The 22,776-nt window shown below is 69.6% G+C and carries 17 protein-coding genes; 1 reads left to right on the top strand and 16 read right to left on the bottom strand.

Going from position 1 to position 22,776, the window contains the following annotated elements; genetic code table 11:
* Positions 1-368 precede the first annotated feature (368 nt).
* Positions 369-2,531 carry an RNA polymerase recycling motor ATPase HelR gene (helR, locus tag OOK40_RS19450; protein WP_266483210.1) on the top strand — a complete coding sequence of 721 codons (2,163 nt, stop codon included), beginning with the start codon at positions 369-371 and terminating at the stop codon, positions 2,529-2,531.
* A gap of 312 nt (positions 2,532-2,843) precedes the next feature.
* Here the strand turns inward: helR and OOK40_RS19445 are convergent, their stop codons facing one another.
* The 16 genes from OOK40_RS19445 to OOK40_RS19370 all read right to left on the bottom strand — a co-directional run bounded on the left by OOK40_RS19445 (position 2,844) and on the right by OOK40_RS19370 (position 22,721).
* Positions 2,844-3,410 carry a hypothetical protein gene (locus tag OOK40_RS19445; protein ID WP_266483206.1) on the bottom strand — a complete coding sequence of 189 codons (567 nt, stop codon included), beginning with the start codon at positions 3,408-3,410 and terminating at the stop codon, positions 2,844-2,846.
* Positions 3,407-3,787 (bottom strand): PadR family transcriptional regulator, encoded by a 381-nt coding sequence (locus OOK40_RS19440; protein WP_266483202.1) that lies wholly within the window; start codon positions 3,785-3,787, stop codon positions 3,407-3,409. Before OOK40_RS19440 ends, OOK40_RS19445 begins: the two co-directional genes overlap by 4 nt.
* Positions 3,788-4,357: 570 nt before the next feature.
* A complete protein-coding gene (locus tag OOK40_RS19435) occupies positions 4,358-5,401 on the bottom strand; it encodes a sugar phosphate isomerase/epimerase (RefSeq protein WP_266483198.1) in 1,044 nt (347 codons plus the stop codon).
* Positions 5,402-5,448: 47 nt separating this feature from the next.
* Positions 5,449-6,843, bottom strand: coding sequence for a nucleotide pyrophosphatase/phosphodiesterase family protein (locus OOK40_RS19430; RefSeq protein ID WP_266483196.1), 1,395 nt, complete (start codon positions 6,841-6,843; stop codon positions 5,449-5,451).
* Entirely contained in the window at positions 6,840-8,009 is a 1,170-nt protein-coding gene (gene eboE, locus OOK40_RS19425; RefSeq protein ID WP_266483194.1) for a metabolite traffic protein EboE, read from the bottom strand. Before eboE ends, OOK40_RS19430 begins: the two co-directional genes overlap by 4 nt.
* Before the next feature lie 12 nt (positions 8,010-8,021).
* The gene (locus OOK40_RS19420) at positions 8,022-8,870 is read right to left on the bottom strand and encodes a TatD family hydrolase (RefSeq protein WP_266483192.1); all 849 of its coding nucleotides are present in this window, start codon (positions 8,868-8,870) and stop codon (positions 8,022-8,024) included.
* The gene (locus OOK40_RS19415) at positions 8,870-9,532 is read right to left on the bottom strand and encodes an EboA domain-containing protein (protein WP_266483189.1); all 663 of its coding nucleotides are present in this window, start codon (positions 9,530-9,532) and stop codon (positions 8,870-8,872) included. The genes OOK40_RS19420 and OOK40_RS19415 overlap by 1 nt, the downstream gene beginning before the upstream one ends.
* Positions 9,529-10,398, bottom strand: coding sequence for a sugar phosphate isomerase/epimerase (locus OOK40_RS19410; RefSeq protein WP_266483187.1), 870 nt, complete (start codon positions 10,396-10,398; stop codon positions 9,529-9,531). Before OOK40_RS19410 ends, OOK40_RS19415 begins: the two co-directional genes overlap by 4 nt.
* Positions 10,395-11,552, bottom strand: coding sequence for an SCO3242 family prenyltransferase (locus OOK40_RS19405; protein ID WP_266483184.1), 1,158 nt, complete (start codon positions 11,550-11,552; stop codon positions 10,395-10,397). The genes OOK40_RS19410 and OOK40_RS19405 overlap by 4 nt, the downstream gene beginning before the upstream one ends.
* Positions 11,549-12,676, bottom strand: coding sequence for an inositol-3-phosphate synthase (locus tag OOK40_RS19400; protein WP_266483182.1), 1,128 nt, complete (start codon positions 12,674-12,676; stop codon positions 11,549-11,551). Before OOK40_RS19400 ends, OOK40_RS19405 begins: the two co-directional genes overlap by 4 nt.
* An 85-nt stretch (positions 12,677-12,761) precedes the next feature.
* Positions 12,762-16,445 carry a ThuA domain-containing protein gene (locus OOK40_RS19395; protein WP_266483179.1) on the bottom strand — a complete coding sequence of 1,228 codons (3,684 nt, stop codon included), beginning with the start codon at positions 16,443-16,445 and terminating at the stop codon, positions 12,762-12,764.
* A gap of 282 nt (positions 16,446-16,727) precedes the next feature.
* Entirely contained in the window at positions 16,728-17,732 is a 1,005-nt protein-coding gene (locus OOK40_RS19390; protein ID WP_266483175.1) for a sugar phosphate isomerase/epimerase, read from the bottom strand.
* Between the two features lie 9 nt (positions 17,733-17,741).
* Entirely contained in the window at positions 17,742-18,926 is a 1,185-nt protein-coding gene (locus OOK40_RS19385) for a Gfo/Idh/MocA family protein (protein WP_266484444.1), read from the bottom strand.
* A gap of 125 nt (positions 18,927-19,051) precedes the next feature.
* Positions 19,052-20,089 carry a substrate-binding domain-containing protein gene (locus tag OOK40_RS19380; protein WP_266484441.1) on the bottom strand — a complete coding sequence of 346 codons (1,038 nt, stop codon included), beginning with the start codon at positions 20,087-20,089 and terminating at the stop codon, positions 19,052-19,054.
* Positions 20,090-20,166: 77 nt separating this feature from the next.
* Positions 20,167-21,201, bottom strand: coding sequence for an ABC transporter permease (locus OOK40_RS19375; RefSeq protein WP_266483173.1), 1,035 nt, complete (start codon positions 21,199-21,201; stop codon positions 20,167-20,169).
* A complete protein-coding gene (locus tag OOK40_RS19370; protein WP_266483171.1) occupies positions 21,198-22,721 on the bottom strand; it encodes a sugar ABC transporter ATP-binding protein in 1,524 nt (507 codons plus the stop codon). The genes OOK40_RS19375 and OOK40_RS19370 overlap by 4 nt, the downstream gene beginning before the upstream one ends.
* Positions 22,722-22,776 lie beyond the last annotated feature (55 nt).

Raw genomic sequence — 22,776 nt, 5'->3', positions numbered from 1 at the left:
AGCTCGTACATGAGTTGACAGTCAGCCGAAACCGCGGCCGTGGCGCGTCGCCGCTGTGCGAGGAGATGTCCGCCCGGAGCGGACGATCAAGGGAAAGGGGAGTACCCACTCCTTTCCACTCTCAACATATAGCGCACCGGGGGGCTTGCGGCAAGGCCCCGGTCGTGCCGCAGAATCGCTGGCCTAGGGCCAGGACCTGCGGAAATGGGAGATTCACAAAGTGCGTTTGTTGTTGTCGGTTCATAGGTCGTGCGGTGACGTCGAGCCGGTGGTGGGACCCGCGCTGCGGTCGCGGGCACTCGGCGCCGACGTGCGGGTGTGCGCGCGGCCGGACTTCGCGGGATCTACCTCGGATCGGAGCTGATGACATGAACCCTCTGACCACCAGCGCGTTCGACCTTCCCGACCGCCTCTCCCCCAAGGCCGACCCAACGCTGATCGCCGGCGACGAGCAGCACTTCGCGGCCGTCGCGGAGTGCCTCGAGCAGTCGATCGCAGAACTGTCCGACCGCCTCGAGGCCACGCGTAAGGCGCCCGGCGGCGTAGGCCAGCAGGCGATGGACCGGGACATGGAGATCCACCGCCTTACCGCTCGCCTGCGCACACTGCGGCGCTTCCGTCTGGACCTGTGCCTCGGACACATGGTCGGCGCGGACGACCCCGAGCCCGTGTACGTCGGACGGCTCGGCCTCACCGACAGCGCGGGCCGTCGGCTGCTGATCGACTGGCGCTCCCCCGCGGCCGAGCCGTTCTTCGGAGCCACCCATGCCAACCCGATGGGTCTGACAAGCCGCCGCAGGTATCGCTGGACCCGCGGCCGGATCAGCGACTACTGGGACGAGGTGTTCACTTCGGACGGGTTTGCCGGGCACGCCGCGCTCGACGACCAGTCAGCCTTCATCGCCAGCCTGGGCAGCAATCGATCGCCCCGGATGCGAGACGTGCTCGGCACCATCCAGGCCGACCAGGACGCCATCATCCGGGCGGGATCCCGCGGCGCTCTCGTCGTCGACGGCGGTCCGGGTACAGGGAAGACCGTCGTCGCGCTGCACCGCTCCGCCTATCTCCTCTACTCCGACCCCCACCTCGCACGCCGCCGGGGCGGCGTGCTCTTCGTCGGTCCGCACCGGCCCTACCTGGCCTACGTCGCCGACGTCCTCCCCAGCCTCGGCGAGGAGGGCGTGCAGACCTGCATCCTGCGTGACCTCGTCGCCGAGGGAGCCGCAGCGGCGAGCGAGACCGACCCGGATGTGGCCCTCCTGAAGTCGTCCGCGGACATGGTGAAGGCGATCGAGAAGGCGGTCAGGTTCTACGAGGAGCCGCCCACCAAGGGGATGACGGTCACGACCGACTGGTCCGACATCTGGCTGAGCGCCGGTGAGTGGGCCGTGGCGTTCGAGGCACCAGGAGCAGGTACTCCGCACAACGAGGCACGCGACCAGGTCTGGGAGGAGCTGGTCACGATCCTGATGGACAAGCACGACGGCGACGTCCCGCCCGAACTGTTCCGCAAGTCGCTGCTGCGGGACAACGAGCTGGTCACGACCCTCAACAGCGCGTGGCCGCTGCTTGAAGCGGCCGACCTCGTCGGAGACCTGTGGTCGGTACCCGCCTACCTGCGGATGTGTGCTCCCTGGCTCGGCCCCGATGACGTCCGCAAGCTGCAGCGCGCGGACGCCCAGGCATGGACGGTGTCCGACCTGCCGCTCCTGGACGCGGCACGGCAGCGGCTCGGCGACCCGGAGGCGTCGCGGCGCAAGCGTCGGCACGACGCCGCTGTCGCCGCCGAACGCGAGCGCAGGGCGGGCGTCATCGACAACCTTCTGGAGGCCGATGCCGACGGTGAGGGTGCGGTGACGATGCTGCGCGGACAGGACCTCAAGGACACCCTGATCGACGAGACCGCACTGCCCGGCACCGAACCGGACCTGCTAGCCGGCCCGTTCGCGCACGTCGTCGTGGACGAGGCTCAGGAACTGACCGACGCAGAGTGGCAGATGCTGCTGCTCCGCTGCCCGTCCCGGAGCTTCACCATTGTCGGGGACCGCGCCCAGGCCAGGCACGGGTTCACGGAGTCGTGGCAGGAACGGCTCGAGCGGATCGGGCTCGACCGGATGAACCTGGCCTCCCTGAGCATCAACTACCGGACGCCGGAAGAGGTCATGTCGGAAGCCGAGCCGGTCATCCGAGCCGTGCTCCCGGACGCCAATGTGCCGGCCTCCATCCGCAGCAGCGGCGTCCCCGTCGTACACGGATCTGTTGCGGATCTGGACTCGATCCTCGACACCTGGCTCGCCGCACATGCCGACGGGACCGCCTGCGTCATCGGCAGTGGTGACATCGGAGAGGGCACGTTCCGGGCGACGTCCCGCGTCCGGTCGCTGACCCCGGAGCTGTCGAAGGGGCTCGAGTTCGACCTGGTCGTCCTCATCGACCCAGAGGCGTTCGGCAAGGGCATCGAAGCAGCGGTCGACCGCTACGTCGCGATGACCCGAGCGACCCGGCAACTCGTCATCCTCACGAGCTCCTGACGTCGGCCAGGACAACGTGATCTCCGCCCGCCGATCATGAGGACCGGCGGGATAGGGAGCGGGGCACGTGTGACAGCATCGCGGTGCGGTACGACGTCAGGGGCGACCTTGCAAGCTGCACGCGCTGTCCGGGCAGGACGAACGCAAGGGCAGCCACTTCCTCGCCTTCTGGGCCTCGCCGCCGCGCTGACCTGCTACAAGAAGCTCGCCAAACTCACCATGCGAGACAAGGGGCTGAAGATGCGCATCCTGGTCGTCGGGGCAGGGCTGTCGATGGGGTCGGCGGCCAAACGCGGAAGTGTGGGCGTGGTGTCACTTGGCCCGCGGCTTGTCCATCTGTATGCGGGTGCGCCTGGCGATAGCGTATGCGGCGCCCGGCAGGGTCAGGAGGACTGAGGCCCACAGGGCTACGTGGAAGAGCGGCTCGTCGCCGGCCAGCCACTCGGTGAGGATCAAGACCGGCAGGCCGGCGCCCACCGCAACCAACCATCCTTTGCCCAGGCCCAAGGTCCCGCGCCGTATTTCCACCGCGACGGTGACCGAGCTGATGGTGAGCCAGAAGGCAAGGCGGCCCGGGGTGACGGGAATTGCTTCCTCCCACCGAATAAGGTGCGCGACGAGCAGGAGTCCACCCATCGCGGACGGCACCAGCACCGCCATCCGCAGCAACCGTAGGCGCAGTGGCATCCTGGCCCGTGCCCAGGCCGCGGCGAACGCCTTGACGTCGTCGCCCACGACATCCTGGGGTACACGTCCCGCAGCCGCCGCGTCCTCGAGGTGCGCGGAGAGCTCGGCCAGCATGTCCCGGACGGCCTCGTCATCGACGCCCCGGTACTCCCAGTTGCTGCGGCAGATCGCAAGGATCCGTTCGGTCGTCATGGTCTTGCTCTCCCCGTGGATGGCTCGGTGTTGGTCAGGATCGCGTTCACATGGGCCGTGAAGTCTCGCCAGACGGTGCGGCCACGTGTCAGTTCCGCTCCGCCCGCCCGGGTCAGCCGGTAGTACTTGCGCGGTGCCCCACCGCTGGACGACGGCGCACGATGGGACTCGACGAGTCCGGCCCGCTCCATCCGGGCAAGCAGTGGATAGATGCTGCCCTCGCTGACGAGCTCCAGCCCACATTCGGTGAGCGCTTCCACGAACTCGTATCCATAGCGTGGACGTTCAGCGATCAGAGCGAGCAGGCAGATGTCGAGCGCTCCGCGCAGGAGCTGACTGCGTCGCGGGTCGCCGGACGTCCCCTGCTCCTTTGTCATGCGGTACATGATAGTCAGCGACTACCTTGCACCGCAAGATAAATGAGCAGACGTTCCCGACGTTGAAGTCGGACTCCGGGGTCTGTGCGGACACAGGAGGGAGACTCGGGAGTCAGCATCAGCGGAGCTCTTCAGTGCACCGCCGACGCCATCGCCGTGAACACGGCCCGCTCATCGCACGATGCGGTGCCGCCGCCCTGCGGATGGGGCTCGAACGGCGGCAGCAATGGGGCAACCAACTGACGTCGACGGTGAACGCGGCTGTGCTCTCCGGGTCCGCCGAGCCGGTGACGCTCTCCGCCACCGGCGCACCGTCCGGGGTCGGTGTGAGCTTCGATCCCACGTCGGTCACACGCGGGTCGACCTCGACGATGACGATGACCGCATCGGCTACGGCGGTGGGCGGCCTGATGTCGATGTTCGACGGCAAGACGCTGGACGGCTGGACGGCCTCCAAGGCAGGCGGCTCGACAGTGAAGCAGGGCACTATTCCTGGGGTCTGCGTTGGCCGACCCGGACGCGGTGATCACGATGAGGTGACCGCCGCCCGGTGGCGGGCCTTCGCCTCCTCTAGCAGTTCTCGCGGAGCGAGTGGAGGTGCTCGCTGGACTTGCGGGCGAACGCGAACGACTCGACGGGGTTGTCGTGTTCGGTCTGCCAGTGGTGCTCGCGGTAGCCGCCCGGGGTCTGGTTCACCGAAGAAATGAAGCGCTTGTAGTCGATGTCGCCGTCCCCGACGTCCACCATCCGGTAGCCGTCGCGGGCGGCTTCGTCGTGGACGCCGTCCTTGACATGGAAGAGCGGGTAGCGGTGAGGCTGCTTCAGCACATAGCGCAGGGGGTCGAAGGGCGCGGGCGTGCCGTCGACGCGCTTGCTGAAGCGGAACTGGCCCACATAGGCCCAGTAGATGTCCATCTCAAGATGGACCAGTTCGGGGTCGGTCTCGGCGAGCAGAACGTCATAGAGGCGGACGTTCGGCTGGTCGGTGGCGAAGGAGAACTCCTCCGCGTGGTTGTGCTGGTAGAACTTCATGCCGCGGGCACGGGCCGCGGCTCCATAGCTGTTGAACTCCTCGGCCGCCCGCTTCCAGGCGTCGACGGTGGCGCCGTAGCGGAAGGGGCCCGAGGCGGTGCCTATGTGCTTGAGGCCGAGGGCCTGGGCGTCGTCGAGGACCTGGGTCAGGTTCTGCGCGAAGGTGTAAGCGTACGGGTCGCTCGAGTAGTAGCCGACGTGGCTGCCGATGGGGTTCAGGCCGTGGTCACAGGCGAGCTGCTTCAACTGGGCGAGCGTGATGGGGCCCGCGGAGCCCTGGGTGTACCCGGCGAACTCGATCTCGTCGTAACCGTAGCGCTCGAGCTCGGCAAAGACCGGTGCGAAGCCGAGCGTGGAGACCTTGTCGCGGAGAGAGTAGAGCTGGGTGCCGAGGCGGCCGGGGGGAAGAACGGGGCGGCCCCGGGCGGGGGCGGCGGTTGTCGTCGTCGGGGCGGCGGCGGCCGGGCCCGCGGCGGCGCCGATGAGGGCGGCGGCGGTCGCACCGGCGGCGACGCCGAGCATGCCGCGTCTGCTGAGCCTGTGAGCGAGTTCGGGGTCGCTGTTCGTGGTGGAGCGGCTCATGTGGATAACTCCTTGATGTCCGTGCCTGGTTGTCAGTGGCGTCTGCTTCAGTGGAATCCAGCGAGGTGAAGCAGCAGGGACTTCACTTCGGTCGCTTTCACGCGGCCGCTTACAGCGCGGGGGGTGGAGCACACAATGAGCGGACCTTCGTCGTCGCTCGTGGGGAGGCGGCCATGGCTGCCGCGAATAGGTGAGGGGTCCAGGGGTACGACCGCGAGGCGGTAGCGCATGCCGAGCTTCTTGCGGGCGATCGCCTTCGCGGCCTTGACGCGTACGTAGGGGTCGAGCGGGTCCATGAACAGCTCGGCCGGGTCGTAGCCGGGTTTGCGGTGGATCTCGACGAGCTGTGCGAAGTCGGGGGCGCGGGTGTCGTCGAGCCAGTAGTAGTACGTGAACCAGGCATCCGGCTCGGCGACGGCGACGAGTTCGCCGGAGCGGGGATGGTCCAGGCCGTGGGTCTTCTTGCCCTCGTCGTCGAGAAGTTGCTCGATGCCGGGCAGGTCCGCGAGGGCTTGGCGGGCGGCGTCGAGGTCTTCGGGACAGCGGACGTAGATGTGGGCGAGCTGGTGATCGGCCACGGCGAAGGCGCGGGAGGTCATCGGGTCGAGGTATTCCATGCCGTCCTGGGTGTGGACCTCGAGGAGGCCCGCGCGGCGCAGCGCGCGGTTGATGTCGACGGGACGGCTGACGGGGGTGATGCCGTACTCGGACAGCGCGACGACCGTGCGGCCCTCCTGCTGGGCGTCGTTGAGGAGGGGGGCGAGGGCGGCATCGAGGTCGGTGGCGGCCTGGTGGGAGCGGGGGTCGTCCGGTCCGAAGCGCTGCAGGTCGTAGTCGAGGTGGGGGAGGTAGCACAGGGTCAGGTCGGGGTGGCGGGTGCGCATGATGTGCCGGGTGGCGTCGATGATCCACTGACTGGAGACCAAGTCGGCGCCGGGACCCCAGAAGTGGAAGAGGGGGAAGGTGCCGAGTGTGCCGGTGAGTTCGTCGTGGAGGGCCGGGGGCCGGGTGTAGCAGTCGGGTTCTTTGCGACCGTCGGCGTAGTAGACGGGGCGGGGGGTGACGGTGAAGTCGGTGTCGGCGCCCATGGCGTACCACCAGCAGATGTTGGCGACGGTGTAGCCGGGGTGGGTGCGGCGGGCGGCGTCCCAGAGTTTGTCGCCGCCGACCAGGCCGTTGTGCTGGCGCCACAGCAGCACCTCGCCGAGCTCGCGGAAGTACCAGCCGTTGCCGACGATGCCGTGCTCGGCCGGCAGTGCGCCGGTGAGGAAGGTCGACTGGGCGGCGCAGGTGACGGCGGGCAGCACGGTGGAGAGGGGGGCGCTCGATCCCTTGTCTGCGAGGGCTTGGAGGTGGGGCATGTGGGCCAGCAGCTGGGGGGTGAGACCGACGACGTCCAGGACGAGAAGGGGGGTGGGCGCTGGCTGTTCGGCGACGGTCACGGCAGCTCCTTGAGTCCGAGGTCGGTCAACAGATCACGGGCAAGAGCGAGTTCGGCGGCGATGCCGTCGGCGAGCTGGGTGCGGTTGCGCGGGCGCAGCTCGGGAGGCAGCGCCTGCCAGGTGTAGGTCTCGACCTCGAGGTGCCGGGTCAGCGGGACCGGGCCGCCGACCAGCAGGGTCAGCGTGTCCCGGAGCACCGGGAGGGTGGAGGTGAGCGGAAGAGCGGGCCGGGCGTGCAGGGGGACATGGAAGTGAGCGCGCCAGGGGGCGGCCTCGGGCAGCGTCTGGCCGGCGAGGGCTTCGTCCAGGTCGTCCGTGCCACGCAGACCTGCGGCGGTGCGGGTGCGGGTCTGGTGCAGGAAACGCGGTTCGGCGAAGGCGGCCAACGCCGCCCGTACTTCGGGAAGGTGGGGTTCTTCGGCATGCAGCGCGGCGGACAGCTGCGCTTTGGGGATGGCGATGCCCGCCGCGGTGAGTGCGGCCAGGGCAGTCTGTGGATCTTCGAAGGAGGTTGCGAGATGGCAGGTGTCGATGCAGATGCCGATGCGGCGGGAGGCGATCGCGGCCAGGGGACGTATCGCGTCCGCGGTGGTCTCGACGATGCAGCCGGGCTCCGGCTCCAGACCGATGCGTATCGACTTCCCGGTCAGCTCCTCCAAGGCGTCCAGGCGCTCGGCGAGGGTGACCAGTGCGGTGTGCGCGGCCCCGGCCGCCGTGTCGCCGAAGGGGGTACGCCAGGCCAGCGGCAGGGTGGAGATGCTGCCCTCGGTGACATCTTCGGGAAGGAGGGAGGCGAGGAGGCGGGCCAGGTCGGTGGTGTGGGCGAGCCGTTCGGGATCGGCCCAGTCCGGCTTGTAGACCCGGTACTTGACCTCCTCGGCGCCGAACCCTTCATAGGGAAAGCCGTTGAGGGTGACGACTTCCAGGCCGCGGCGGTCGAGCTCGGCAGCCAGTCCCCGCAGCGCCGCCGGGTCGCCGACCAGGGCGCCGGCCGCGTCTTTGGCGAGCCACAGGCCGATCCCGAGGCGGTCGCGGCCGAGGCGTTTGCGTACCGGCTCGCAGTGGTCGCGCAGTTGGGCGATGACGCCGTCGAGGGTCTCCGCGGGGTGGACGTTGGTGCAGTAGGAGAGGTGGACGGTGGTGCCGTCGGGGTGGCGGAAGCGCATGCGTCGGCCTCCTCATTCCCCGCCGCGGAGGATGGAGTTGCCCTCGTGGAGGGACTCCGGTTCGGGGATGTCGAGCTGGGGGCGGCCGCTGAGGCCGTAGAACGCGACGGGGTTACGCCACAGGACCTGGTCCACGTCGTCTTCCGTGAAGCCTGCGGCGAGCATCGCGTCGCCGACCCTGCGGGTCTTGAGCGGGTCGCTCTTGCCCCAGTCGGCGGCCGAGTTGACCAGCACCTTCTCGGTTCCGTATGTCTTGAGGATCGCGACCATCCGGTCCTCGTCCATCTTGGTGTCCGGGTAGATGGAGAAGCCCAGCCAGCAGCCGCTGTCAGTGGCGTGCTTTACGGTCGTCTCATTGAGGTGGTCGAGCAGCACGCGGTCCGTGGGCAGCGCGGATTCGCGGATGACGTCGACCGTGCGGTGGAGGCCCGCGAGCTTGTCGCGGTGCGGGGTGTGGACGAGGGCGGGCAGGCCGTGCTCGGCGGCGAGCTGGAGCTGGGCGGCGAGTGCGGCGTCTTCGGCGGGGGTCATGGAGTCGTAGCCGATCTCGCCGACGGCGACGACGGAGTCCTTGACGAGATAACGGGGCAGCGCGTCGAGGACGGGAGTGCAGCGGGGGTCGTTCGCTTCCTTGGGGTTGAGGGCGATCGTGCAGTGGTGGGCGATGCCGTACTGGGATGCGCGGAACGGCTCCCAGCCGAGCAGGGCGTCGAAGTAGTCGAAGAAGCTGGCGGGCGAGGTGCGGGGCTGGCCCAGCCAGAAGGACGGTTCGACCACCGCACGCACACCCGCGTCGTACATCGCCTGATAGTCGTCGGTGGTACGGGAGGTCATATGGATATGGGGGTCGAAGATACGCATCAGAACTCCTCGGACTGCTCGCCGGTCAGGGTCAGCACGTGGTTGAGGTCGGGGGGCACTGCGCGGCCGGCGGCGGTGCGCTCGGCGGCGTAGTCGGCGAGCATCCTGGCCAGCTCGTCGTCGCCCGCGGCCCGGCTGTCCAAGTCGGCGACGGCATCGACGGGCACACCGGTGAACAGGCACTTGAGGACGGCGTGCCGCCAGGCGTGCGGATCGAGGTGCTCGGCGGCGTACGGGCCCACCGCGGCGGCGACCAGCCGCGTGTCGTTGGTACGCAGCGCGTCCTCGACGAGCGGAAGGGCGACGGGCCCTTCGAGGAGTTGGTGCAGGGCGAGGAGCACGGCACGACGCTCGGCGGCGGTGCCCTGCTGATAGAGGCGGGTGAGGGTGGCGCTGTCGGCGCGGGCCTCGACGAGGAGCAGGGTGCGTACGGAGTCGGCGTAGTGCTGGCCACAGGCCCGGCCTGCTGAGGCGAAACGGAGCTCCCAGAGGGGTACGGCGTACGGGGACGGCTCGGCCGGAGGCGTCTCGGCGCCGGGACGCGCGGCCCCGGCGGCGGGACGTGCGGCCTCGGCTTCGGCGGCCTCGGCAAGTGCTTCGTCGAGCCAGGCGCGTGCGTCGTCGGGGAGCTGCCGGTCGAGTTCCTTGTGGGTCGGCGTCACGATGTCGGTGCTCCCTTCAGTGGGGCCTGCGAGCGGAGGAACTCGATCGAGGCGCGGGCGAGTTCGGGTCCCGCGTGCGAGTGGCGGGGCAGTTCGACGACGGTCAGGCCCTGGTGGCCGGTGGCGGCGAGGGCTTCGAGTACAGGCGGGAAGTCGATCTCCCCGTCTCCGAAGGGGAGGTGTTCATGGACGCCGCGGCGCATGTCCTCGATTTGGACATGGCGCAGCCAGGGGGCGGCGTCGCGCACGCAGTCGGCGGGCGGGGCCGGTTCGAGGCACTGGCAGTGGCCGATGTCGAGGGTGAGACCGAGAGGTTCGGGGTCGCCGAGGATGCCGCGGAGGCGGTGGAAGTCGGCGAGGGTGGCGAGGAGGTGTCCGGGTTCGGGCTCGATGGCAAGGGGGACGTCGGCGTCGGCGGCCGCCTCCAGGACGGGGGTGAATGACTCTTCGAGCCGCTTCCAGGCCGTGTCGGGCGTGGTGTCGGCGGGGGTGATGCCGCTGAAACAGTGCACGGCGTGGGCGCCGAGGTCGGCGGCGACCTGCACGGCGGTGGTGAGCAGGGCGGTACGGGCCGCACGGCCGTCGGGGTCCGGGTCGAGGAGGGAGGGGCCGTGTTTGCGGCGGGGGTCGAGGACGTAGCGGGCGCCGGTCTCGACGGTGACGCCCAGTCCTAACTTGCCCAATGTGGCGGCCACTTGGCTGGTGCGGGAGGCCAGGTTCGGGGCGAGCGGGTCCAGGTGCATATGGTCGAGGGTGAGACCGACGCCGTCGTAGCCGAGGTCCGCGAGGAGGGCGAGGGCGTCGCCGAGGCGGAGATCGGTGAGCCCGTTGGTGCCGTAGCCGAGGCGGATGGGGGCGGGGTTCATGTGACGCTGACCTTCCGTGCGAACTTGCGGGCGAGCGGGACCAGTGCCATCACCGCGAGGGCCGTGGCACCGGCGCCGGTGCGGGCGGCGAGGGTCGCCTGCAGTGGGATCATGGCCCGGATGCCACCACCGACGGCCCGCTGGGTGAGGGGCGGGGAGGGGTTGAGGGCGGCGTGCAGGAGGGGCTTGGCGGCGGTACGGATGTAGGCGGCGGCGAACGCGGTGGTGGCGAGGTGGGCCGGGGTGAGCGGGGCCCGGGGTGCGGGCGGTCGCGGTGACCGCTTGAAGCTCTCCCCTGACCCGCCCCTTCCCGGCTGTGTCGATGTGCGGCTCCGCCGCGTGGGGGGCAAGCCCCCAGACCCCCGGGGCGGGAGGGACAGTCGGGGCAGCCCCCGCCCCCGACCGCGCCTGCTTCGCGGCGCGGGGTCTGGTACCTCCGGCACGGCATGGACCCCGCCACCCCACGCGCCTCTCGTCGCGAGGGCGCCCAGCCCGATGGTCGCCGTGAGCGCCGCAAGCGGCACCGCAGTTGATCCTCCCTGCGCCTCGTGACGGGACACCGATGTCACCGCATATGTGTGGGCGCTCAGCACGGCGGCGGACGGCACCGCGGCGAGAATCCCCGGCCGGCCGCCGCCCGCGGCGAACGCGCCCCACGACGCGCCGGGGACCCCCGCCTCGCGAGCGTCGCCGAGCCGGGCCGCGCCCGATCCCGTCGCGACCGCGCCCAGCACCAGATCCAGCCCCCGCGCCGCCGCCATCGCCGCCGGGCCACCCGCCGTGTGCTTGAAGTAGAGGTCGTACGACCAGACGGTCACCGACAACGCCGACGCCACCGCCAGAGCCGGGCGGCCCGCGCGGGAAGCCAGCACCAGGCCCGCGCCAGTCAGCGCACCCGCCGCCCCCAGCGCAGCCCCGGCGCTGAGGCGCCCCGACGGAATCGGCCGGTGCGGGCGCTCCACCGCGTCCACCTCCCGGTCCGCCCAGTCGTTCAGCGCCATGCCCGCCTCGTACAGACACAGCGAGCTGCCGACGGCCAGCAGGGTCCGGCCATTGGGTCGCAGCCCCACCGCCGCCGCTCCCGCCAGCGCATCCCCCGGCACCGTGAACAGCGCCGACACCCGCAGCAGTTCCGCCCAGGCCCGCCAGGTCATCGCGCCTCCCGCAGCCGGTCGGCGAAGGAAAGCAGCGCCTCGAACTGCTCCCCCAGCGCCGCCGAACCGCCGTCCGGATCCTTGAAGTAGAAGCCCAGTTCCGGCAGCGGGCCCGCCAGGCCCACCTCATGCGCGCGGGCCACCAGCCGTGCCAGATCCAGAACCAAGGGGGCCGCGAGCGCCGAGTCGCAGCCCTGCCAGATCGTCTGGAGGATCATCCGCGAGCCGAGGAAACCCTCGAACGCGATGTGATCCCAGGCCGTCTTCCACTCGCCGAGCGCCGGGACGTCGTCGATATGGACCTCGCCTTCGGGCACGATGCCCAGGGTGTCGCTGAGAACCCGCTCCTTGCCCGCGTTCTTCGCGGCCGCCGCGCCCGGATCGGCCAGCGCCGCTCCGTCCCCGCCGCCCAGCAGGTTGGTGCCCGACCACGCCCGTACCGTCAGGGCGCGCTGCACGAACATCGGGGCGAGCACGGAACGGAGCAGCGTCTGGCCCGTCTTGCCGTCACGGCCCGCGTGGGGAAGTCCACGTGCCGCGGCGGCGTCGGTGAGGGCCGCGGTGCGCAGCCCGGTGGAGGGGGTGAAGTTGACGAAGGGGCACCCTGCCCGCAGCGCCGCGGCAGCGTAGATCGAGCTGGGCGGCAGACGTACAGCGTCGGGCTCGGGCACCGGCTCGGTGGAAGAGACATTGACGACGACGACGCGGGCGAGCCCGTGCCGGTCCCGGAAGTCGCTCATGTCCGAGGCGAAGGCGGCGATCAGTTCCTCGTCGGTCCGCGCGTCGCCGGACTGTGGCCCACCGGGGCGTATCTCCGCGTCGGCGGCGGCCAGTTCACCTCGTACGGCAGCGGTCAGCCCGTGCGGCAGCACTCCCCCGGCCGCAAGCGCCTCGGCCCGCTTGGGCAGCGGGCCGTGCGCGATGTCGTGGCCGCCGAAGACCAGCGACGACAGGGGAGGCAGCCCCGATCCGGCGAACGGCCTGGTTTCCGTGACCATGCCGTTCGGGGGATGCAGTCCGGCAGCGATCGCCGCGCACCCCGCGACGGCCGTGGTGGCCACGGAACCACGCGCTCCCACGAACCAGACTCCGGTGCGTGTCGTGCGGTCATTCCCGTTCGTCACGGGCTGCCTCCCTGCCTCTCGGTGTGGTGGGGACGGCGGGCGGGGGGTACGGCGCCTCCCCGCCCGCCGTCGTCTCGGGGGACGCCTATGAGGGCAGCTCCCTGAGTTGGATGTCGCGGAAGGACACCTGATCGTCGGCGCCATGATTCTGGAGGCCGATATAGCCTTCCTTGAGGCTGCGCGCCGGGTCGGTGTTGATGAAGTCGTTGATCTTCACACCGTTGAGGAAGACCTGCAGCCGCTCCCCCTGCACCCGGAGTTCGTAGCTGTTCCACTGGCCGGGCGGTCGCAGGACACGGTCGCGAGCCGCGAGGTCTGCCGACTTGAAGCCGTAGACGGCGCCTGTCGTGCGGTCGGGTGCGTCGGTCGCGTCGATCTGCACCTCGTAGCCGTTGTTCACCGCCGACCAGGGGTCGTCGGAGGCCGGGAAGCCCACGAAGACTCCGGAATTGTCGTCGCCGTCCAGCTTCCAGTCGAGCTTGAGCGAGTAGGACTTCAGCTCCTTGGCCTGGTACGAGAGCATGCCCATGCCGCCCTCGGTGCGCAGTTCACCGTCGACGACAGTGAACTTTCCGGGCCCCGCCTGCTTCCAGCCGTCCAGGGTCCTGCCGTTGAAGATCGGCCGGTATCCGGTCTTCGGCCTGCAGTCGGCCGCGACCTGTCCCGTGGCGTAGCGCAGTCCGCCGAGCAGGTGCTGTCGGAAGGCCGGTTCGGCGTACGACTCCTTGGTGTGGCCGCCTCCGGTGTAGAAGGCGCGGCCGCCCTCGTAGGTCTGGCACCAGGCGATCGGGTGGTCGCCCTTCATGGTGCCGCCCTGGTAGGTGGTTTCGTCGAGGGTGGCGAGGATCCGTGCCTGTGCACGGGGGTTGGTGCGGTAGTTGTACCACTCGTCGGTGCGCTCCCAGGCGTCGTCGAGATGGCTGGTCGAGGGATGGGTGTGGTCCTCGACCCGCACGGTCGCGGGCTGGATCTGCGGGTGCGACTGGAAGTACGCGCCGACGAGCCCGCCGTAGAAGGCCCAGTCGTACTCGGTGTCGGCCGCGGCGTGCACGCCCATGTAGCCGCCGCCTGCGGCGACATAGTTCTCGAACGCCTTCTGCTGGTCGGCGCCCAGGACATCCCCCGTGGTCGACAGGAACACCACGACGTCGTAGCGGGCGAGGTTGCTGGTGGTGAACTGGGCCGCCTCCTCGGTGGCGTCGACCGTGATGTTGCTGCTGGCGCCGAGTTCTTTGAGAGCCGCGATGCCCGTCGGGATGGAGTCGTGGCGGAAGCCGGCGGTCTTGGAGAAGACCAGGACTCGCTTGGCGGTCCGGTCGACGGGCGTGTTGGAGAGCTCGAAGTCGTCCACGTCGTACAGCGCTCCCTGTCCGCCCTTGAAGGCCAGGAACAGTTCGGTGGTCTTCCTCGGTACGGCCCGCAGCGGGATGTCGACGTCCTGGAAGGTCTCCCAGCTGCCGGTGACCGGCACGGGTACGGAACCGAGAAGCGGACCGCTCGCCGATCCGGTGCGCACCTCCAGGATGCCGCCCGCTCCGCCCGAGGAGATCCGGGCGGTGAGCTTGGTGGAGCCGGTCAGGTTGTACGGCTTGAAGGCGATCCAGTCGCCGTTGTCGATGTCGCCGACCGTCTTGCCGCCGTGGGCGGTGGCCTTGTCGTAGAGCTTGATGCCCGAGGAGGTGGTGAAGTGCTCGGCCTGCCGGTGACGGGGCTGGAGCTGCGACTGGTCGTGGCTGGTGAGCGCGGCCTGGCCGCCGCCACCGCCGTCGGTGTACTCGGCGTCGAAGACCCCGAAGATATTGGCGTTGGGGTCGTGTCCGCCATCGGCGGAGGTCTTGATGGTGCCGGTGCAGCCGTGGGCCGAGGTGACGGGGTGGCCGTGGCTGTCATGGCCGAGGACGTACGTCACCTTGACCTTCGCGCAGTCGATGGTCCCGTCCTCGGGATCGGTGACCGTGACCTTGAAAGGGATCTCGTCGCCGAAGCTGAACAGCTGGCCCTCGACGGGGAGTTGCAGGACCACCTTGGGTGCGGTGTTGCCGACCACGACATGGACGCTCGCGGAGCCGGTGCGGCCGCCGGGGTCCTTGGCGGTGACGGTCGCGGTGTAGTTGCCGTTCTTCTTGTACGTGTACGTGGGGTTGGCGTCGGTGGAGGTGCCGCCGTCGCCGAAGTCCCAGGCGTAGGTGAGCGCGTCGCCGTCGGCGTCCGAGGTGCCTGCCGAGGAGAAGCCGACCCGCAGCGGTGCCTGGCCCGACGTCTTGGTGGCGGCCGCCTCGGCCACCGGGGAGCGTCCGCCGGTCGCGTTCTCGATGCGGTAGAGGCCGGAGTTCTTGTCGCCGCCGAAATAGGCGGTGCCGTAGTCGAGTACGTACAGCGCGCCATCGGGACCGAAGGCCATGTCCATGACCTGGGTGCCGGTCCACGGGAGCGGGTTGATGGACTGGACCGCGCCGTCCTCGCCCTGCTTGATCCGCTTGATCCAGCGGCGGCCGAACTCACCGGCGAAGAAGTCTCCGTCGTACGCCTCGGGGAACTTCACCGGGGACGTGGATGCCGCGTCGTAGCGGTAGACGGGCCCGCCCATCGGGGATTCGGAGCCGGTGCCGAACTCCGGGACGGAACCGCCGTCGTAGGGAATCCAGGCCGGCTGCGCGGGCGGCAGGTCGACCAGGCCGGTGTTGTACGGCGACTCGTTCTTGGGGGCCGCGCAGTCGAAGGTGGCTCCGGATGTCTTCGTCGCGAAGTCGTAGTCGACGTATGGGTCGTTCTTGCCTGTGCAGAAGGGCCAGCCGAAGTTGCCGGGCTTGGTGATCCGGGCGAACTCGACCTGGCCACCGGGGCCGCGCTTGGGGTCGGCCGCGCCCGCGTCGGGGCCGTAGTCGCCGACGTAGACGATCCCGGTCTTCTTGTCGACGCTGAACCGGAAGGGATTGCGGAAGCCCATGGCGTAGATCTCGGGCCGGGTCTTGGCCGTCCCCGGCGCGAAGAGGTTGCCGTCGGGGATCGAGTAGCTCGCGTCGTCGTTGACCTTGATCCGCAGGATCTTCCCGCGCAGGTCGTTGGTGTTTGCCGAGGTACGGCGTGCGTCGTACGCGGGATTGCGTCCCGGGCGTTCGTCGATCGGGGTGTATCCGTCAGAGGCGAAGGGGTTGGAGTCGTCGCCGGTCGACAGATAGAGGTTGCCCTGCGCGTCGAAGTCGATGTCGCCGCCGACGTGGCAGCAGATGCCACGGGTCGCGGGAATGTCGATGATCTTCTTCTCGCTGGCGTTGTCGAGGGTTCCGTCCGCCTTGAGGACGAAGCGCGAAAGCCGGTTGACGCCGTCGAACTTCGCGAAGTCCTCGGCGGTGCCCTCATTGGGGGCATCGCCCGCGGGGGTGCTCAGCGGGGGCGCGTAGTAGAGGTAGACGAAGCGGTTCTCGCCGAACTTGGGGTCGAGACCGATGCCTTGGAGGCCTTCCTCGTCGTGCGAGTAGACGGGGATGGTGCCGACGACGCGGGTGTTGCCCGCGCTGTCGGTCATCCTCAGCTCGCCGTTGCGGGAGGTGTGCAGCACGCTGCGGTCGGGAAGGACCGCCAGCGACATGGGTTCACCGGTCTCCTCAACGCCCTTGGCGAGGGTGACCTGCTGGAATTCCTCGGCGGCCGGGGCTGCGTCGGCGGTGGGTGCAGCCTGCGGCGCGGTGAGGGCGAGCGAGCCGGCGGCGAGAAGGCCGCCGGTGAGGAGTGCGAGTGCCTTGCGGGCTCTGTGCAGTTTCCTGTGCACGAATGTCCTCCGGGATAGCCGGTCGAACGGGCTGGCTGTGCCCTGCCCCCGGTCGCGGGGCGGGCCTGTCCGTGGAACCGGAGTGCGCCGTCACACCGAGACCACCTTTGTCCTGTACACCTCATGGACCGTAGTCGGGTTCGTCCGGGACGGAAAGCCCTTGTGCAGTAGAGAAGTTCAACTTCTTCCTACCGCAGGACAAAGGCGAACCCGAGCAGCTGGGACCGGCCCGGCGACGGATCCGCCGCCGGGCTTGGAGCTGCGGCAATGTGCCCTACAGCGTTAGTCGTTGCCTCCGAATGCCGCATCGAAGGACGCGGTGGGCGGGTCGAAATCGAAGCGCTTCAGGCCGGCAAGCGCTTGTGGAGCACCCGTAAGGCGGTCCATGCCGGCGTCCTCCCACTCCACCGAGATCGGACCGTCGTATCCGATCGAGCGGAGCATCCGGAAGACGTCCTCCCAGGGGACGTCACCGTGCCCGGCCGAGACGAAGTCCCAGCCGCGCCGCGGGTCTCCCCACGGCAGATGGGAACCGAGCCTGCCGTTGCGGCCGTCGAGACGCTTGCGCGCCTCCTTGCAGTCGACGTGGTAGATCCGGTCCCGGAAGTCGTACAGGAATCCGACCGGGTCCAGATCCTGCCAGACGAAGTGGCTCGGGTCGAAGTTGAGCCCGAAGGCCGGCCGGTTGCCGACGGCCTCCAGCGCCCGCTGGGTGGTCCAGTAGTCGTAGGCGATCTCGCTGGGGTGCACCTCGTGCGCGAAACGGACGCCCTCCGCGTCGAAGACGTCCAGGATCGGGTTCCAGCGCTCGGCGAAGTCGTCGTACCCACGCTCGATCATCCGCTCGGGCACCGGCGGGAACATCGCCACCAGATGCCAGATCGAGGAGCCGGTGAAACCGATGACGGTACGCACCCCGAACGCGGCCGCGGCCCGCGCGGTGTCCTTGATCTCGGCCGCAGCCCGCCGCCGTACGCCTTCGGCCTCGCCGTCGCCCCAGATACGGGCGGGCAGGATGGCCTGGTGGCGTTCGTCGATGATGCTGTCGCAGACCGCCTGACCGACCAGGTGGTTGGAGATCGCCCAGCAGGTGAGGCCGTACTTCTCCAGAAGCGCGTGGCGCCCGTGGAGATACGAGGGGTCGGCGAGCGCCTTGTCGACCTCGAAGTGGTCGCCCCAGCAGGCGAGTTCGAGGCCGTCGTAGCCGAAGTCGCGGGCGAGCCGGCAGACCTCCTCCAGCGGCAGATCTGCCCACTGGCCGGTGAAGAGCGTGAACGGGCGGGGCATGCGGACCTCCTAGGGCTGTGTCTGCACGGATGTCGGTACGGGGGTGTAGACGGCGTTCTTCCCGGCGCTCTCCTCCGCCGCCGCGAGCACCCGCTGCACCTGCAGCCCGTCCGCGAACGACGGCGCCGGGTCGGTGCCCGCCGCGATCGCCTCGACCAGATCGCGGGCCTGGTGGGCGAAGGTGTGCTCGTAGCCGAGCGCGTGGCCGGGCGGCCACCACGCCGCCAGATACGGATGCTCGGGCTCGGTGACCAGGATGCGCTTGAAGCCGGCTGACGCGGCGGGCTCGGTGTGGTCGTGGAAGAACAGCTCGTTCAGCCGCTCCAGGTCGAAGGCGAGCGAGCCGAGCTCGCCGTTGATCTCCAGTCGCAGGGCGTTCTTGCGTCCCGACGCCATCCGGGTGGCCTCGAAGGAGGCGAGGGCTCCCGAAGCGAGGCGCCCGGTGAACACCGCCGCGTCATCCACGGTGACCGGCCCGCGCTCGGCCCCGCCCGTCACGGAAGGACCGCCCGCCGCGGAAAGACCGGCCGACGTCCCCGCGAGCAGCGGGCGTTCCCGTACGAAGGTCTCCGCGAGCGCCGAGACGCCCACCAGCGGCTCCCCCGCCAGATACTGCGCGAGGTCCACGATGTGCGCGCCCAGATCGCCGAGCGCGCCGGAGCCCGCCTGCTCGCGCCGGAGCCGCCAGGTGAGGGGGAACTCCGGGTCGACCAGCCAGTCCTGGAGATAGGTGAAGCGCACATGCCGCAGGGTGCCCAGCCTGCCGTCGGCGATCAGCCGGCGGGCGTACGCGATCGCGGGCACCCGCCGGTAGTTGAAGCCGACCATCGCCAACTGACCGCGCTCCCTGGCCGCTTCGGCGGCCGCGACCATCGCCTCTGCCTCGGCGACCGAATTGGCCAGCGGCTTCTCGCACAGGACGTGTTTGCCCGCCTCCAGAGCGGCAACGGCGATCTCCGCATGGCTGTCCCCCGGCGTGCAGATGTCGACCAGCTGCACATCGTCGCGGGTCACGAGGTGGCGCCAGTCGGTCTCCGCCGCCGCCCAGCCGTGTCTGTCGGCGGCGGCCCGCACGGCCGCTGCGTCACGGCCGCCGATCGCGGCGAGGACCGGCCGCAGCGGCAGGTCGAAGACGCGTCCGGCGGTGCGCCACCCCTGCGAGTGGGCGGCGCCCATGAACGCGTATCCGACCATGCCGACGCCTAGGTCCTGCGCCGGCGGACCGGCGGCCGGCGGACCGACTGTCGTTGCGGCCTCACTGTCCCTCTGTTCCATACGGGTTCCTCCTCGTCGGTTGCTCGGTGGGGCGGGCAGGCCGGTCAGCTGAACCCCGTGGGCAGGTACTCCTCGACGTTCTCCTTGGTCACGACGGCGGAGTACAGGGTGATCGAAGCGGGGATCTCCAGTTCCGACATTCCGCTGACGCCCTTGGCCTGGCCGAGCGCGCGGGCGAGGTCGATGGCGGACGCGGCCATGGTCGGCGGATAGAGGACGGTGGCCTTCAGGACGCTGTTGTCGGCCTTGATGGCGTCCATCGCGGACTTGGCTCCGGCGCCCCCGACCATGAGGAAGTCCTTGCGGCCCGCCTGCGCGATGGCCCGCAGTGCGCCCACGCCCTGGTCGTCGTCGTGATTCCACAACGCATCGAACTGGCTCTGGGCCTGGAGGAGTTGTGCCATCTTCGCCTGGCCGGACTCGACGGTGAAGTCGGCCGCCTGGCGGGCCACCTTCTTGATGTTGGGGTAGTTCTTCAAGGCGTCGTCGAAGCCCTGAGTGCGCTGCTTGGTGAGTTCCAGATTGTCGAGTCCGGCCAGCTCGATGACCTTGGCATTCGGCTTGTCCTTGAGCTGCTCGCCGATGTAGTTCCCGGCGTTGAGGCCCATGCCGTAGTTGTCGCCGCCGATCCAGCAGCGGTACGCCTGCGGGGAGGCGAAGATCCGGTCCAGGTTGATGACGGGGATGCCCGCCTTCATGGCCTGCAGGCCGACCTGGGTGAGGGCCTTGCCGTCGGCGGGGAGGATGACGAGGACATCGACCTTCTTGTTGATCAGCGTCTGGACCTGGCCGATCTGGGCGGCGGTGTCGTTGGAGCCCTCGGTGATTTCCAGCGTTACTTCGGAGTACTTCTTGGCACGCGACTTCGCGTTCTCGTTGATCGCGTTGAGCCAGCCGTGGTCGGCCTGCGGTCCGGCGAAGCCGATGGTGACGGCCTTGCCCGGCTTGTCGTCGGCCGCGGGCACGTTGTTGCTTGCCGTCTGCGACTTCTTGGGCTCATTGCTGGTGCAGGCGGTCAGCAGCGCACCGGCGGAGACGGCGGCAGTGCCGAAGAGCAGTCCTCTGCGGCTGGTGGCTGGGATTTCTGGCATGACGGATCAACCCTTCGGCTGGGGGGCGACAGATGGGGAGGGGGGAAGTGGTGGGGGTGCGACCGGGGTCAGTGTTCGGCGCCGCGCAGGGTGCGGTGCTGCACGAGAACGGCGGCGACGATGATCGCGCCCTTCGCGATCTGCTGGACGGCGCTCTCCAGATTGTTGAGGGCGAAGATGTTGGTGATCGTGGTGAAGACGAGGACGCCGAGCACCGAGCCGACGATGGTGCCCCGGCCGCCGCTGAGCAGCGTGCCGCCGATGATCGCCGCGGCGATCGCGTCGAGTTCGTAGAGATTGCCGTTGGTGTTCTGTCCCGAACCGGCCAGGACGATCAGCATGAACGCGGCGATGCCGCAGCACAGCCCGGAGAGCAGATAGAGATAGAGCCGCTGGCGGCGTACGTCGATACCGGCGAGGCGGGCGGCCTCCGCGTTGCCGCCGACGGCGACGGTCCGCCGCCCGAAGGTGGTGCGGTTCAGCAGCAGCCAGCCGACGACCGTGACGGCCGCGAAGACGAGCACGAGCGGCGGGATACCGAGGATGTACGCGTCCTTGATACCCAGGTCCAGCACGGAGTTGACGGTGACCATCTGCGTCTTGCCGTCGGTGATCTGCAGGGCGAGCCCGCGCGCCGATGCGAGCATCGCAAGGGTCGCGATGAAGGGCACCATCCCGCCGTACGCGATGAGCAGACCGTTCACCAGTCCGCAGCCCAGGCCGACGATCACGGCGGTGAAGAGGATGCCTGTGAAGCCGTACTCCTGCGTCGCCACCGTCGTCGCCCACACGGAGGCGAGTGCCACGATCGCGCCGACCGACAGATCGATGCCGCCGCTGGTGATCACAAAGGTCATGCCGACGGTGACGACGCCAATGATCGACGCCTGGGTGAGGACGAGCTGAAGATTGCTGGTGGCGAGGAATTCGTCGGGCTTGGTGATGCCGCCGACGGCGATCAGTACGGCGAGGACGCCGATCAGCGAGAGATTGCGGACATCCGCGCGCAGTCCCAGCGGTCGACGCCAACCCCCGCCTGCGGGTGCGGACTTGGCGGTGGGTATAGGCGCGTCCTGCCGCGCCGGAGAGGCTGGCTGCGTCATGCCGTCGGGCTCCCTTCCATCACAAGGTCGAGTACGCGGTGCTCGTCCAGCTCCCGGGCGTCGGCCCGGTGCACGACGCTGCCCTCGCGGAGCACCAGCACCCGGTCGGCGAGGCCCAGGACTTCGGGCACCTCGCTGGATACGAGCAGTACGGCGAGCCCTTCGTCGGCCAGCCGGCGGATCACGGCATACAGTTCGGCGCGCGCGCCGACATCGACGCCGCGGGTGGGCTCGTCGAGAAGCAGCACCCGGCAGCCGCGCAGCAGCCAGCGGGCGAGCACGGCCTTTTGCTGGTTGCCGCCGGAGAGGGTGCGGATCCGGGCGTCGGGGTTGTCGGGGCGCAGGGAGAGCTCCCTGGTCGCCTGCTGTGCCGCTGCTCGTTCGGCGCGGCGGTCGAGCCAGCCGCCGCGGGAGAAGCGGGAGAGGGAGGAGACGGAGACGTTGCGGGTGACGGACTCCAGCATCAGCAGGCCCTGCGCCTTGCGCTCCTCGGGGGCGAGGCCGATTCCGGCGCGTACGGCGGCGCGTACGCTGACGGGGCGCAGCGGGCAGCCGTCCACGAGAACACGTCCGGCGCTGGGTCTGCGGGCGCCGTAGATCGTCTCCAGGATCTCGGAGCGCCCGGAGCCCACGAGTCCGGCGAGCCCGACGATCTCGCCGGGGCGCAGTTCGAGGTCGACGGGCGCGAACTCCCCTTTCCTGGCGAGACCTTCGACCGTCAGGACCGGCTGCCGGCCCGCCGCGTGTGCGGCGTGGGGGCGGTCGGGGAAGACGTACTCGACATTCCGGCCGGTCATCATGGCAACGATGTCGCGGGTGGGGGTGTCCCGCGCGGGCAGTCCGACGGCGACGGCCCTGCCGTCCTTGAGGACGGTCACCCGGTCGCCGATGCGACGGATCTCTTCGAGGCGGTGGGAGATGTAAACGACGGCGACCCCGTCGGCGGTCAGATCGCCGACGATACGGAAGAGGTTGTCGACCTCGTCGGGGTCGAGTGCGGCGGACGGCTCGTCCATCACGATGAGGCGTACGTCGTGGGAGAGCGCGCGGGCCATCGAGACAATCTGCTGCTGGGCGGCCGAGAGCTCGCCGACATGACGGCCCGGCTCGATCTCGGGGTGACCAAGGCGCTTGAGAATGGCGGCAGTTGCGGACCTGGCCTCTGTGCCTCGTACGACAAAACCGGCCGAGGTCGGCTCGTGTCCGAGGAAGACGTTCTCGGCGACGGAGAGCCCTTCGACGAGATCGAGCTCCTGGTAGATGGTGGCGATACCGAGCCGCATGGCGGCGATGGGCGACTTTAGGGAGACCGCCTCGCCGCGCCAGGTGATCTCTCCGCCGTCGGGCTGATGGGCTCCGGCGAGCACCTTGATGAGGGTGGATTTGCCGGCGCCGTTCTGGCCGAGGAGGCAGTGGACCTCGCCGGCCTGGACCTCCAGGTCCACTCCGTCGAGCGCGCGGACGCCGGGGAACGACTTGGTGATGCCGGACATGGTGAGCAGGGGCGGTTCTGGTGCCATGACGAAATCCCCTCGGCGGGTGCGGCCGGTGAGCGGGCAGGGCGGTTCCAGGTGC

The organism is Streptomyces sp. NBC_01481, from assembly GCF_026339995.1.
Classification (GTDB): domain Bacteria; phylum Actinomycetota; class Actinomycetes; order Streptomycetales; family Streptomycetaceae; genus Streptomyces.
The sequence above is the reverse complement of the archived record's forward strand: the minus strand, read 5'-3'. Positions and strand labels throughout refer to the sequence as shown.

Excerpts from the sequence above, each read along its gene's own strand:
- helR (WP_266483210.1), top strand. The coding sequence starts at position 369 with ATGAACCCTCTGACCACCAGCGCGTTCGACCTTCCCGACCGCCTCTCC.
- OOK40_RS19435 (WP_266483198.1), bottom strand. The coding sequence starts at position 5,401 with ATGAGCCGCTCCACCACGAACAGCGACCCCGAACTCGCTCACAGGCTC.
- OOK40_RS19410 (WP_266483187.1), bottom strand. The coding sequence starts at position 10,398 with ATGAACCCCGCCCCCATCCGCCTCGGCTACGGCACCAACGGGCTCACC.
- OOK40_RS19405 (WP_266483184.1), bottom strand. The coding sequence starts at position 11,552 with ATGACCTGGCGGGCCTGGGCGGAACTGCTGCGGGTGTCGGCGCTGTTC.
- eboE (WP_266483194.1), bottom strand. The coding sequence starts at position 8,009 with ATGCGCTTCCGCCACCCCGACGGCACCACCGTCCACCTCTCCTACTGC.
- OOK40_RS19375 (WP_266483173.1), bottom strand. The coding sequence starts at position 21,201 with ATGACGCAGCCAGCCTCTCCGGCGCGGCAGGACGCGCCTATACCCACC.
- OOK40_RS19440 (WP_266483202.1), bottom strand. The coding sequence starts at position 3,787 with ATGACAAAGGAGCAGGGGACGTCCGGCGACCCGCGACGCAGTCAGCTC.
- OOK40_RS19385 (WP_266484444.1), bottom strand. The coding sequence starts at position 18,926 with ATGGTCGGATACGCGTTCATGGGCGCCGCCCACTCGCAGGGGTGGCGC.
- OOK40_RS19370 (WP_266483171.1), bottom strand. The coding sequence starts at position 22,721 with ATGGCACCAGAACCGCCCCTGCTCACCATGTCCGGCATCACCAAGTCG.
- OOK40_RS19445 (WP_266483206.1), bottom strand. The coding sequence starts at position 3,410 with ATGACGACCGAACGGATCCTTGCGATCTGCCGCAGCAACTGGGAGTAC.
- OOK40_RS19390 (WP_266483175.1), bottom strand. The coding sequence starts at position 17,732 with ATGCCCCGCCCGTTCACGCTCTTCACCGGCCAGTGGGCAGATCTGCCG.
- OOK40_RS19420 (WP_266483192.1), bottom strand. The coding sequence starts at position 8,870 with ATGCGTATCTTCGACCCCCATATCCATATGACCTCCCGTACCACCGAC.